The sequence below is a fragment of the Actinomycetospora lemnae genome, from assembly GCF_028737315.1.
Lineage (GTDB): Bacteria > Actinomycetota > Actinomycetes > Mycobacteriales > Pseudonocardiaceae > Actinomycetospora > Actinomycetospora lemnae.
Genome location: NZ_JAQZAO010000005.1, coordinates 468,274 through 480,048, shown reverse-complemented (window position 1 = coordinate 480,048; position 11,775 = coordinate 468,274). Strand labels below are relative to the sequence as shown.

The window sequence follows — 11,775 nt, the reverse complement described above, 5'->3', positions numbered from 1 at the left end:
TCACCAGGTCGCACGGCAGTTCCCCCGTGCCCTGTGAGGTGTGTTTCTTTCTCGAACGAGAGCAGGGAGGAAGGGGCTGTGTCAGGGTCGGCGTGCGTGGACGACGGACGGGCGCTCGAGGTGCTGCGGGGCGGCAGCCGCGGCGCCCAGCTCCTGCGCCGGGTCCTCGCCGGCACCCCGCAGGGCGAGAGCCCGCTGACCCACGCCGAGCTCGTCCCCGCCCGCGACGGGACGACGACCGGCTGGCCCGACTGGGTGCCCGAGACCGTGCGGGCCCCGTTCCTCGCCCGCGGCGTCGAGCGTCCGTGGAGCCACCAGGTCGCCGCGGCCGAGCACGCGTGGGCGGGCCAGCACGTCGTCGTCTCGACGGGCACGGCGTCGGGGAAGTCGCTGGCCTACCAGCTGCCGGTGCTCACGCGCCTGCACACCGACCCCCGCGCGACCGCCCTCTACCTCTCGCCGACCAAGGCGCTCGGCGCCGACCAGCTGCGCACCGTGCTCGACCTCGGCATCGACGGGGTGCGTGCGGCGTCGTACGACGGCGACACGCCGATCCAGGAGCGCGACTGGGTCCGCCAGCACGCGACCTGGGTGTTCTCCAACCCCGACATGCTCCACCGCGGGATCCTGCCGCGTCACGGGCGCTGGACGACGTTCCTGCGCCGCCTGCGCTACGTCGTCGTCGACGAATGTCACACCTACCGCGGCCTCTTCGGCTCGCACGTCGCGCTGCTGCTGCGCCGGCTGCGGCGGGTGTGCGCGCGCTACGGCGCCCACCCGACGTTCGTGCTGGCCTCGGCGACGGTGTCCGAGCCCGCGGCCTCGGCGTCGGTACTGACCGGACTCGACGTGTGCGAGGTCACCGACGACGGCTCCCCGCGCGGGGCCCGGGCGGTGGCGCTGTGGGAGCCGCCGCTGCTCGAGGAGATCACCGGCGAGAACGGGGCGCCGGTGCGGCGCTCCGCGGGCGCCGAGACCTCGCGGATGCTCGCCGACCTCGTGCTCGAGGGTGCGCGGTCGCTGGCCTTCGTGCGGTCCCGGCGCGGGGCGGAGCTGACGGCGCTGGGCGCACGGCGGGTGCTGGCGGAGGTCGATCCGGCGCTGGGCGAGCAGGTCGCGGCCTACCGGGCGGGCTACCTGCCCGAGGAGCGGCGGGCGCTGGAGCAGGCGCTGCTGTCGGGGTCGCTGCGCGGGGTGGCGACGACGAACGCCCTCGAGCTCGGCGTGGACATCGCGGGGCTCGACGCCGTGGTCGTGGCCGGGTTCCCGGGCACGCGGGCGTCGTTCTGGCAGCAGGCGGGGCGTGCCGGGCGGTCGGGGGACGACGCGCTCGTCGTGCTCGTCGCCCGCGACGACCCGCTGGACACCTACCTCGTGCACCACCCGCAGGCGATGCTCGGCGCGCCGCTGGAGCGCTGCGTGCTGGACCCGACCAACCCGTACGTCCTCGCGCCGCACCTGGCCTGCGCGGCGTCGGAGATCCCGTTGACGCGCGACGACGTGGCGGCGCTGGGCGGGGCGGCGGCGCTGGCCGTGGTCGACGACCTCGTGGCCGAAGGGCTGCTGCGCCGGCGGCGCGGGGGCTGGTTCTGGTCGCACCCCACCGACCGCCCGCACGCGGGCGTCGACATCCGCGGCTCGGGCGGCGAGCAGGTCGTGCTCGTCGAGGCGGACACCGGGCGGATGCTCGGCACCGTCGACCCCGGCACCGCGCCCGCGACCGTGCACCCCGGCGCGGTGCACCTGCACCAGGGCGAGAGCTACGTCGTCGACACCCTCGACCTCGACGACGGCATCGCGCAGCTGCACGCCGAGGACCCGGAGTGGACGACCCAGGCCCGCTCGGTCATCGACATCACCGTCGAGGAGACCGAGCAGTGCGCGACGTACGGCGACCTGCAGGTGTGCCTCGGCAGCGTCGAGGTGACCGAGCAGGTGGTGGGCTACCTGCGCAAACTGCCCTCGGGCCGGGTGCTGGACTCGACGCCGCTGGACATGCCCGCGCAGTCGCTGCCGACGCGGGCGGTCTGGTACACGCTCTCGGAGGGGGCGCTGCTGGCCGCGGGGCTGGCGCCGGCCCGGTGGCCGGGTGCGCTGCACGCCGCCGAGCACGCGGCGATCGGACTGCTGCCGCTCGTCGCGACCTGCGACCGGTGGGACATCGGCGGCGTCTCCACGGCCCTGCACCCCGACACGGGCCGGCCGACGGTGTTCGTGCACGACGGGCACCCGGGCGGCGCGGGGTTCGCGGACCGGGCGCACGAGGCCCTGCGCGAGTGGCTGGCGGCGACGCGTGACGCGATCTCGGACTGCGAGTGCCCCTCGGGGTGCCCGTCGTGCGTGCAGTCGCCCAAGTGCGGCAACGGCAACGACCCGCTCGACAAGACCGGCGCGATCCTGGTGCTCGACGCGGTGCTGGGGCGGCTGGCGGAGGGCTGAGCCGAGGGTTGGGCTCCGCCGCGGGTCGGGGGTTCGGGGTCCGTCCCGACCCGCGGCGAGGTCTTGTACGCCGCAGGCCGGGGAGATCATCGACCCGGCCTGCGGCGCCGTGTGGGGCGGCGGTGGGCGCGCCGTCGTGCGCTGCCCACCGCCGCGGGGTCCTCCCGGGCCGGACCGGCGGCCGGTCGCGACGGGTGCACCGGCGCGTCGGCGTGGGCGGTGTCCGGGTGGGGCGGCGGACGCGCGGCCGTGTGGCCTCGCCGGTCCGGCGTCGCCCCGAGGGGGAACCGATTCTCTGGAGTTGTGGGGGTGTCGCGGTCGGGTCTAGGAGCGGACCCCGGTCGCGACGGTGGCGAGGCGGTAGGTCGACCCGCCGCCGGCGACGGCCGGGCGCTGGGCGACGGCCTCGGCCAGCGCGTCCTGCACCCGGAACGGGTCGGGCAGGTTCCAGCCGCACGCCGACGGGCGGACCCGCCAGTGGACCGACCCCTGCGGGTAGGTCGAGGGCGGCGCGGCGAACCAGCTGCCGCGCCCGTGCAGGACGATCCCGCCCCGCTCGGCGAGGTCTGGGCGCAGCGGCTCGCCCGCGCCGACCGGGAACAGCCACTCACCGGTCGGCGTCGCGGCGATCGGCACCGGCACCCCGACCGCCCGGAGCACCGCGGCGGCGCGCCGCCCGACGGTCGCGGGGACCTCGAGCACGTCGAAGGTGAGCCCGGTCGGCAGGAGGATCGAGTACGGCAGGCCGGTCCACCACTCCGCGATCTGGTCGCAGTCGGTGGAGGCGCGGCGGGCCCAGTCGTCGAGGACGGGGCACGGCCCCTCCTGCGACGCGTCCGGGCACCCGCTCCACGACTCGCCCTGGGGGAACGTGCCGGGGACGACCGCCCATCCGTGGTCAGCCAGGACCATGGCCTCCGCGCGGAGCTCCGTGCCGTAGACGGCTCGATAGCTGTCCCACCACTGCATCGGCTTCCTCCTGGACCCGGTTCTCTGCCCCCGGTGTGCTGTAACCAGTAACGGCCTGCGTACGTCGCTTCGCCACCCGTCATCGCCCATCGGCCGTGATCACACGTTGAGCGTGACCGTCGGCCCCGTTCAGCGGGCGAGCGCGCGATGAGCACCTGACGGGCACCCGAGCGCCCGAACGAGTCGCCGCTCACCCGGGGCGGCCCTCCGCTCGTCCCGGGACACCTGCGCCCCGGTCGCGTCGGGTCACCGGAGGCCGCCGGTCGGGGCGCGACCGGCGGCGACGGGCCCGGCGCGGGCTCGCCCGGTCGCGTCACCGGACACGCTCGGGAGGCAGCCGCAGCGGGTCGCCGTGCTGACGATCACCGACCAGCCGTCGACCGAGCAGGTGAGCAGACGGGCGCCGTTGCGCTGCGCGACATCACCAGCTCGCGCGCAGGCCACGTCCGCGCCGCGCACGGCCTCGCGGGCGCCGGCAAGGGCCGCGAGGTCGGCGGCCGCCTCGGCCCGGTGCCGGGCGAGCGTCGCGGCGCCGAGCTGCAGGCCCAGCCCCAGGAGGAGCACCAGGACGCCGACCGCGGCCGCCGCGAGCACGGTGGCCGAGCCGGTGTCGTCCGCCGCTCGCCGACCGCCCGCCGTGCCGCTCATCGCAGGCCGCCGAGGGCGCTGCCGTCCGTGGTCGTGGGCGGCGTCGGCAGGGGCTCCGTGACCGGCGGCGCGGTCGGGGTCGGGCCGTCGTCGGGACCCGCACTCGAGCCGGCTCCCGATCCGACGCCGGCCGATCCGGCGGCGGTCGCGTCGGTGCCGGTCGGAGCACCGGTCCCCGCATCGGTCGCGGAGCCGCCGGCTGAGCCTCCGGCCAGCGGATCCGGGCCCTCGCCGGGCGCGACCGGCGAGGGCTCGCGGCCCGCCAGCGCCTCCGCGCCCACCCGCACCCCCGGCAGCGCCGAGCCGAGCGGCGCGGCCCGCACCCGCGCCACGACGTCGTCGCCGGCCACGTCGACCGTGACCTCCGACCCGCCGGGCACCAGCCGCGCCGCCGCCCGGCGGGCTCCGTCGAGGTCACCCCGCGCCCCGAACCGCGCCGCCTCGGTGGCCGCGTCGACGCAGCGCAGCTGCAGCACCACTGCCCCCATCGCCGCGAGGACGACGGCGAGCACCACGACGAGCGTGCCGACGGCGAACGCGGCCTCGACCGTGACCGAGCCGGCGTCGCCGACCGGGCGCGTCAGAAGGTGCTCGTCAGCGCCCGCTGCACGATCGCGGTGAGCGCGCCGACGATCGAGTCGCCGGTCACCACCGTGTACAGCAGCGCGCCGAACGCCGCGGCGGCGATCGTGCCGATCGCGTACTCGGCGGTCGACATGCCCGCGTCGTCGTCGCGCAGGTGCGCCAGGCGGTCCCGGAACGTGGTCGTGCTCATGGGGTTCTCCTCTCCTCCCACGCCCCGGCGGGGCGTGCGGCCTCATCGCTGCTCCAGCAGCGGCCCGGCGAGCCCCACGACCACCGGGACGATGCCCAGGGCCAGGAACGCCGGCAGGAAGCACAGGCCGAGCGGCCCGGTGACGAGCACGCCCGCCCGCTCCGCGCGGGCCTCGACGACGTCGGCCGCCTCGGCGCGCAGGTCGGCGGCGACGGCCTCGACGACGTCGGCGACCGCGGCCCCGCTGCGCGAGGAGCGCCGCGCGGCGCGGGCGAGGCGCGCCGTGTCGGGCTCGTCGAGGGCGGGCGCCCAGGCGGCGGCCGGGTCGGAGCCCAGGGCGACGAGGTCGGCGACGCGACCCAGGGCCTCACCGGCGGCCGCGGGCAGGGCGGGCACGACCGCCCGCGCGGCGCGGTCGAGCGGCAGCCCGGCGCGCAGGCAGGCGGCGAGCTGGTCCCACGCGCCGGCCAGCCCGAGCGGGTCGGGGCGCGGCCGGGTCCGGTGCGCCCGCCACCGCGGCAGCACGACGACGACCGCGACGCCGGCGACGACGCCGAGCAGCGCGACGAGCCCCGCGTCGCTCGCTCCCGCGGCGAGCCCGGCGGCGACCAGCGCGAGACCGGGCACGAGGCCGTCGCGGGCGGGTCGCCGCGCCGCGGTGGGCGGGGCGGTGCGGTGTCGTGCGGTGACGGGCCCGGGCGCGACGACCAGCGCCGCGGCGAGCGCCAGCAGGGCGCCCGCGACGCCCGCGGCCGCGCTCACCGGCCCGCTCCCGTCACGCTCGGCACGGCTGAACCCGCGCTCACCGGGCCACCCCCGCGACGATCCGCTCGGTCCAGGCGAGCCCGGCGCACACGAGGCCGACCCCGACGACGAGGAGCACCTGGCCCACGAGCCCGCCGGTCAGCACCGCCCACGGGCGCGCGCCGATCCCCTCGCCGAGCAGCACGCCGAGCACCGGCAGGCCGGCGAGCACGGCGGCCGTGGCGCGCGGACCGGCCAGACGCGCCCGCAGCCCGCCCGCCATCCGCGCGCGGCTCCGCAGGTCGTGGGCGACCGCGCCGGCCGGGCCCGCGAGGGCGATCCCGTGGCGGTCGGCGAGCGCCCACGCACTCGCGAGCCGGTCGAGGTGCGCGGCGACCGCGGGCTCGCGCGTCCGGGCCGCGCGCAGGGCCGCGGGTACATCCCCGCCGAGGTGGGCGGTCGCACCGAGCACGGTCATCACCCGCGTCGCGACGGGGTGCGCGTCGGCGCCGGCCGAGATGGCCGCGGCGGTCGGGGGCGCGCCCGCGCGGACCTCCGCGGCGAACGACGCCAGCGCCTCGGCGAGGCCGGCGGTCGCGGTGGTCCGCTCCCGGTCGGCGCGGGCGGCGGCCCGGTGCCGGTCGAGCGTGGCGGCGAGCAGCAGAGCCGCGAGCGCACCGCCCGGACCGGCGAGCACCAGGCCGGTCACCGGAGCCGCCGCGAGCGTGACACCCCGGCGCCGGAGGAGCTCCGCCGGCCGCACCCGCGACCGGTCCGCGACGCGCGGCGCCCGGCGGACCACCCGCACCGCGGCCACCGGCGCGGGCCAGCAGGCGAGCGCGGCCGCCAGGAGGCCCAGCCCGGGCGCGGCACTCACGCCGGCTCCCGGTGCAGCACGGCCACGCCGGCCGCCACGGCCACGGCCCGGGGCGGGCGCCCCGACACCGGCGGCACGGGGTCCGGCGGGGCGGGGTCCGGCGGGTCGGGCGCGTCCTCCCACGGCGGCGCCACGCCGCGCTCGCGCAGCATCGCCGCGAGGTCGGCGCGGCCGACCGCCCAGCCGTCGCCGCGGGTCCACGCCGGCACGACGACGACCTCGCCCGCCCCGTCGCGGCGCCGCAGCACCCCGACCGCGTCGAGCGTGCGCGCGCCGTCGCGTCCCCGGCGGACCTGCAGGACCACCTGAACCGCCGCCGCGAGCTGGCTGTGCAGCGCGGCCGGCCCCAGCCCGCCGAGCGCCGCGAGCGCCTCCAGGCGCGCGGGCACCTCACGCGGCGCGTTGGCGTGCACCGTGCCGGCCCCGCCGTCGTGGCCGGTGTTCAGCGCGGCGAGCAGCTCGACCACCTCGCCGCCGCGGACCTCGCCGACGACGAGCCGGTCCGGCCGCATCCGCAGCGCCTGGCGCACGAGTTCGCGCAGCAGCACCTGCCCGGCGCCCTCGACGTTGGCCGGCCGCGACACCATGCGCACCACGTGCGGGTGGACCGGCCGCAGCTCCTCGGCGTCCTCGACGCACACGATGCGCTCGCCCGGCGCCACCTCGCCGAGCAGCGCCGACAAGAGGGTCGTCTTCCCCGACCCTGTCCCACCGACGACGAGGAACGCCAGCCGTGCCGCGACGATCGCGCGCAGCAGGGCCGCGCCGCCGGCGTCGACCGTGCCGGTGGCCGCGAGCGTCGCGAGGTCGTGGCGGGCGGGCCGCAGCACCCGCAGCGACACGCACGTCCCGTCGGCCGCGACCGGGGCGAGCACCGCGTGCAGCCGCACCCCCGAGCCCGGCAGGCGAGCGTCCACGTAGGGGCTCGCGTCGTCGAGGCGGCGCCCGGCCGCGCTCGCGAGGCGCTGGGCCAGCCGGCGCACCGCGTCCTCGTCCGGGAACGACACCGCGGTGCGCTCCAGCCCCGCCCCACGGTCGACCCACACCGCGTCCGGCGCGGTGACCAGCACGTCCGAGGTGCCCGGCTCGCGCAGGAGGTCCTCGAGCGGCCCGGCGCCGACGAGCTCGCGCTGCAGGCCGCGCACCGCGGTCAGCACGTCCGCGTCGCCCACCACCCCGCGGGCCTCCGCCCGCACCGCGGCCGCGAGCTCACCGGCGCCGGCCTGCCCGCCCGCGCTGACCAGGCGCGTGCGGACCCGCTCGACCAGGTCGGCCGGCGCGGTGGTCACGCCGCCCGTCCCGGGTCGGCGACGGCCTCGAGCGCGTCGAGCACGGCCGCGGCGGCGTCCTGCAGCGGCCCGGGCCGCAGGCCCGGCACCTTGCCCCGGTCCAGCGCGGCGGCCAGGCCCGGCTCGGGCGCGACGGAGGCGAGCACCTCGAGCCCGAGGGCCTGGGCGACGTCGTCGGCGTCGAGCCCACCCGGCGCCGGCCCACGGACCACCAGCCGCAGCGGGACCCCGCGCTCGACCAGCGGCTCGGCCACCCGCGCCGCGGCCGCGACCGCGCGGACCTCCGCCGGCACCACGACGACGAGCAGGTCGGCGGCGTCCGCGACGGCGAGGGCGGTGTCGGTGGGGTGGCGCGGCAGGTCGCAGACCACGACCTCGCCCGCGCGCCGACCCGCCTCCACGACGGCGACCGCCGCGCCGGGATCGGGCCCGGCACCCGCCCGGTCGCAGGCGAGCACCGTGAGCACCCCGTCGGGCGAGGGCAGCGCCTCGTGCAGCGACGCCGCGGCGACCCGGCCCCCGCCACCGCCGCCGAGGGCGAGCCCGCTCCAGCGCAGGCCCTCGAGCTCCTCCGCGCCGGCGAGGAGGTCCAGGCCGCCGCCGAGCGGGTCGCAGTCGACCAGCACCACCCGTCCCCGGGTGGCCGCCCGCGCCGCGACCGCCACCGCCAGCACCGAGGCGCCCGCCCCACCGCGTCCGCCGACCACCGCCACCACGCGTCCGGGACCCGCGCCCGCGGTCGCCGGCCCACCGTCGGCCAGCGCTCCCACCAGCCAGTCCTCGCCGTCCGGCAGCGACACGACGTGCTCGGCGCCGATCCCGACCGCGCGCTCCCACACCGAGCCCGGCGGCTCGCCCCGGCACAGCACCACCACGCCCTCGCGACGCCCGAGCCGCAGCGGACCGACCGCCCGCGCGGCGTCCTCGTCGACGAGCACCAGCCCGGCCGCGTGCCACCGTCGTCGCAGGCCCGCGGCGTCCGGCACCCGTTCGAGCTCCACCCCGGCCGCCGCCGCGAGCCGCACGACCTCGTCGAGGAGCTCCTCGTCGTCGGTCATGACGACCGCCTGCCCGGCCCCGCCCGCCCTGCCCGTCCGCGCCATCTCCCGCGTCCCTCCTCGCTCACCCGACGAGGAGCACGCTGCCGGGCGACGGCCCGCAGCCGTGAACGTCGGCGGGCGGGCTGGGGACGACCGGCCGGGGTGGGGACGGACCGGTGCGACGGTGAGCCGGGGACGCCCCCGGAGAAGGCAGAGGCGGGGTCCGAACGGCCTACGCGCTCGCCGCCTCCGCGATGCCCAGCCCCTCGCGCGCCCCGACCTGCCAGGCCGCCGCGCAGTGCGCGAACCAGCGCGCGAGGCCCTCGGGCTCGCCGGTCGCGAAGGCGGCGGCGGCCTCGCGGTACTCGTCGGCGGCCCGGTAGTGGCCGACCTCGGGCACCGCGAGGCCCTTGGGGTCGAGGCCGGTGGCGACGGCGGTGAGCCGGGCGGCGGCGCGGGCGACGACGCCGGTCGCGGTCGGGAACGGCGCGAGCGCGAGCAGCTCGCCGTGGACGACGGCGACGAGGACGGGCGCCGGCACCGCCGTCCCGCCCGTCACCAGTCCCGCGAGGGCGTCGAGGCGCTCGCCGACCCCGGCGTCACGGCGCGGGCGGCCGAGGTCGTCGTCGGTGACGCCGGGCAGGTCGGCGGCGGCGAGGACGTGCAGCCGGGCGAGCGCCTGGCGCGGCGCCGATCGCCAGGCCGACAGCAGCCCGCCCAGCGCCTCCGCCACGCGCAGCGAGCCCGCCAGCACGGGGTCGGTGACCGGACCGTCGGCGGGTAGCTCGGCGGACCCGCCGTCGAGGCTCGCCGACGCCCGGGCCGCGCGGACCGACGCCTCGGCGGCCGTCGCGGGCCAGCCGCGACGGTTGGTGCGGTGGTTGTGCACCCGCGTCAGCGCCTCGCGGACGGCGTCGGCGTCCTGCGCGACGCCGGGCAGGCGGGTCAGGGGCTCCAGCGGGTCGGCCACGGCGGGCCATGCTCGCAGGCGGCCGTCGCCGGCCCACGTCACACGCCCGCTCGGTCTCCGCGCATACCGCCGAACGGACCTGTATCGGTTTCGCGACGAGGACAGGAGTAGCGCGCCCCACATGCTGGGCAGTCTCGCTCGACGTGATCGTCACCACACACAGCGTGGGTAGAGAGGAGCCAGCATGTCGAGCACGGCCGAGCTGCGCGAGGAGCGCGCCACACCGACCCCGACGCGGGAGCAGGCCCCGCAGCAGGCACCCGCCGACCCGACCGCGAGCATCGCCGACCCCGGACCTCTGGGGCTCGCCGCGTTCGCGCTGACCACCTTCGTGCTCAGCCTCTTCAACGCCGGCCTGGCCCCGGAGTCCCTGGAGCCCGCCGTCCTGCCGCTGGCCCTGTTCTACGGCGGTATCGCGCAGTTCGTCGCGGGGCTGTGGGAGTTCCGCAAGGCCAACACCTTCGGCGCCACGGCCTTCTGCTCCTACGGGGCGTTCTGGCTCGCGTTCGCCGCCTACGTGCAGTTCATCGAGCCGGAGATGCAGGCCAAGGGTGTCCCCGAGGCCGGGATCACCACGGCCACCGGCCTCTTCCTCGTGGGTTGGGCCATCTTCACGCTCTACATGCTCATCGCGTCGCTGCGCACCACGGGCGCGCTGGTCGGCGTGTTCGCCACCCTGTTCCTGACCTTCGCCCTGCTCGCCATCGGTGACCTCACCGGTGTCGACGGCATCGCGACCGTCGGTGGCTTCGTGGGCCTCCTGTCCGCGCTGATCGCCTGGTACGCCTCGGCGGCCGTGGTCACCAACGCCACGTGGGGCCGCACCGTTCTCCCGGTGGGTCCGCGCAGCTAGAGCGGGCATCCTGCGGATGTGCCGACGGCTGATCACGACGTCGCGGGTGACCTCGTCGTCACCCGCGACGTCGTGCTGCCCGCGGCGTCGCTGCACTGGCGCTTCTCCCGCGCCGGCGGCCCGGGCGGGCAGGGCGTCAACACCACCGACTCGCGCGTCGAGCTCTCGGTCGACCTCCACCAGGCCCCGCTGCGCGAGGTCGTCCGCGAGCGCCTGCTCGACCGGCTGGGACCGCGCCTCCACGACGGCGTCCTGACCGTCGTCGCCGCCGACGACCGCGCCCAGCGCCGCAACCGCCGCGCCGCCCGCGACCGCCTGGCCGCCCTGCTGCGCGACGCCCTCGCCCCCGACCCGCCGAGCCGCCGCCCCACCGCGCCGTCCCGGGCCGCCCGCCGGCGCCGGTTGGAGAGCAAGCGCCGCCAGGGCGCGGTCAAGGCCCTGCGCCGGCGCCCGACGGGCGAGTAGCCCCGTTCGGGGGAAGTCGCGGAGTACGCCGCGCCGTCGGGGGGAAGACCGACGCCGACCGTGATCAGCGTCCACCCTGCCGTGCAGCGCGGGGAACCGCCGGTGACGTGGCACGATGACCGACCTCAGCACCCGCTCGCCGATCCGTCCCGAGCGACCGAACACCGCCAGGAGCGCCCGTGACCCGCCCCGAGCAGCCGGCCAGCGGCCCGTCCAACCCGCCGGTCGTGCCGTCGATCCCCCTCAACGCCGAGCCCGTGCGCCAGGAGGGCGACGCCTCCGTCGGCTCGCTGGTCAAGGAAGTCACCACGCACGTCTCGACCCTGGTCCGGGCCGAGGTCGAGCTCGCCAAGACCGAGATCACCGCCGAGGTGAAGAAGGGCGTGCAGGGCAGCGTCTTCTTCGTCGTCGCCGGCGTCGTCGCGCTGTTCAGCCTCTTCTTCCTCTTCATCGCGGTGTCCGAGGCGTTCAACCTCATCTGGCCGAGCCAGCAGTGGGCGGGCTACGCCGTCACCTTCGGCCTCATGGTCCTGTTCGCGGGTCTCATGGGCTTCCTCGGCTACCTCAAGGTCCGCAAGATCCGGGCCCCCGAGCGCACGATCGAGAGCGCGAAGGAGTCGGTCGCGGTGTTCAGTCGCGGCCGCGCGGACGCCGCCTGAGCACCGTCCCGACCTCCGGGTCCGCCGTCGACATCCCCGGCCCCTGG

13 protein-coding genes are annotated in these 11,775 nt (G+C 78.1%); 4 read left to right on the top strand and 9 right to left on the bottom strand.

Features of this window, described 5'->3' with window-relative positions; genetic code table 11:
- Positions 1–96 precede the first annotated feature (96 nt).
- Complete coding sequence (locus tag PGB27_RS14490) at positions 97–2,439, top strand: DEAD/DEAH box helicase (RefSeq protein ID WP_274201050.1); 2,343 nt, start codon at positions 97–99, stop codon at positions 2,437–2,439.
- Positions 2,440–2,763: 324 nt separating this feature from the next.
- Here PGB27_RS14490 and PGB27_RS14485 read toward each other — a convergent pair whose 3' ends face one another.
- From PGB27_RS14485 to PGB27_RS14445, 9 genes are all read right to left on the bottom strand, one after another.
- Positions 2,764–3,408: a bifunctional DNA primase/polymerase gene (locus PGB27_RS14485; RefSeq protein WP_274201049.1), complete on the bottom strand. Its 645-nt coding sequence runs from the start codon at positions 3,406–3,408 to the stop codon at positions 2,764–2,766.
- A 246-nt stretch (positions 3,409–3,654) separates the two neighbouring features.
- On the bottom strand, positions 3,655–4,056 hold the full coding sequence (locus PGB27_RS14480) for an Rv3654c family TadE-like protein (protein ID WP_274201048.1): 402 nt from the start codon (positions 4,054–4,056) through the stop codon (positions 3,655–3,657).
- The gene (locus PGB27_RS14475; RefSeq protein WP_408630065.1) at positions 4,053–4,568 is read right to left on the bottom strand and encodes a TadE family type IV pilus minor pilin; all 516 of its coding nucleotides are present in this window, start codon (positions 4,566–4,568) and stop codon (positions 4,053–4,055) included. Before PGB27_RS14475 ends, PGB27_RS14480 begins: the two co-directional genes overlap by 4 nt.
- A gap of 68 nt (positions 4,569–4,636) precedes the next feature.
- Positions 4,637–4,831, bottom strand: a complete 195-nt coding sequence (locus PGB27_RS14470; protein WP_274201047.1) for a DUF4244 domain-containing protein — start codon at positions 4,829–4,831, stop codon at positions 4,637–4,639.
- Positions 4,832–4,873: 42 nt separating this feature from the next.
- Complete coding sequence (locus PGB27_RS14465; protein ID WP_274201046.1) at positions 4,874–5,593, bottom strand: type II secretion system F family protein; 720 nt, start codon at positions 5,591–5,593, stop codon at positions 4,874–4,876.
- 40 nt (positions 5,594–5,633) lie between these two features.
- A complete protein-coding gene (locus tag PGB27_RS14460) occupies positions 5,634–6,452 on the bottom strand; it encodes a type II secretion system F family protein (RefSeq protein WP_274201045.1) in 819 nt (272 codons plus the stop codon).
- Positions 6,449–7,741 carry a TadA family conjugal transfer-associated ATPase gene (locus PGB27_RS14455; RefSeq protein ID WP_408630064.1) on the bottom strand — a complete coding sequence of 431 codons (1,293 nt, stop codon included), beginning with the start codon at positions 7,739–7,741 and terminating at the stop codon, positions 6,449–6,451. The genes PGB27_RS14460 and PGB27_RS14455 overlap by 4 nt, the downstream gene beginning before the upstream one ends.
- Positions 7,738–8,844 carry a septum site-determining protein Ssd gene (gene ssd, locus PGB27_RS14450; RefSeq protein ID WP_274201044.1) on the bottom strand — a complete coding sequence of 369 codons (1,107 nt, stop codon included), beginning with the start codon at positions 8,842–8,844 and terminating at the stop codon, positions 7,738–7,740. Before ssd ends, PGB27_RS14455 begins: the two co-directional genes overlap by 4 nt.
- Positions 8,845–9,013: 169 nt before the next feature.
- Positions 9,014–9,751 carry an oxidoreductase gene (locus tag PGB27_RS14445; RefSeq protein ID WP_274201043.1) on the bottom strand — a complete coding sequence of 246 codons (738 nt, stop codon included), beginning with the start codon at positions 9,749–9,751 and terminating at the stop codon, positions 9,014–9,016.
- A gap of 184 nt (positions 9,752–9,935) precedes the next feature.
- Here PGB27_RS14445 and PGB27_RS14440 point away from each other — a divergent pair, with 184 nt between their 5' ends.
- The 3 genes from PGB27_RS14440 to PGB27_RS14430 all read left to right on the top strand — a co-directional run bounded on the left by PGB27_RS14440 (position 9,936) and on the right by PGB27_RS14430 (position 11,728).
- Positions 9,936–10,604: an acetate uptake transporter gene (locus tag PGB27_RS14440; protein WP_274201042.1), complete on the top strand. Its 669-nt coding sequence runs from the start codon at positions 9,936–9,938 to the stop codon at positions 10,602–10,604.
- Positions 10,605–10,622: 18 nt separating this feature from the next.
- Positions 10,623–11,069 (top strand): alternative ribosome rescue aminoacyl-tRNA hydrolase ArfB, encoded by a 447-nt coding sequence (arfB, locus tag PGB27_RS14435; protein ID WP_274201041.1) that lies wholly within the window; start codon positions 10,623–10,625, stop codon positions 11,067–11,069.
- Positions 11,070–11,248: 179 nt separating this feature from the next.
- On the top strand, positions 11,249–11,728 hold the full coding sequence (locus tag PGB27_RS14430; RefSeq protein ID WP_274201040.1) for a phage holin family protein: 480 nt from the start codon (positions 11,249–11,251) through the stop codon (positions 11,726–11,728).
- The last annotated feature ends 47 nt before the right edge of the window (positions 11,729–11,775 follow it).

Coding starts and splice junctions, on each gene's coding strand:
- PGB27_RS14485 (WP_274201049.1), bottom strand. CDS start 3,408: ATGCAGTGGTGGGACAGCTATCGAGCCGTCTACGGCACGGAGCTCCGC.
- PGB27_RS14480 (WP_274201048.1), bottom strand. CDS start 4,056: ATGAGCGGCACGGCGGGCGGTCGGCGAGCGGCGGACGACACCGGCTCG.
- PGB27_RS14470 (WP_274201047.1), bottom strand. CDS start 4,831: ATGAGCACGACCACGTTCCGGGACCGCCTGGCGCACCTGCGCGACGAC.
- ssd (WP_274201044.1), bottom strand. CDS start 8,844: ATGGCGCGGACGGGCAGGGCGGGCGGGGCCGGGCAGGCGGTCGTCATG.
- PGB27_RS14440 (WP_274201042.1), top strand. CDS start 9,936: ATGTCGAGCACGGCCGAGCTGCGCGAGGAGCGCGCCACACCGACCCCG.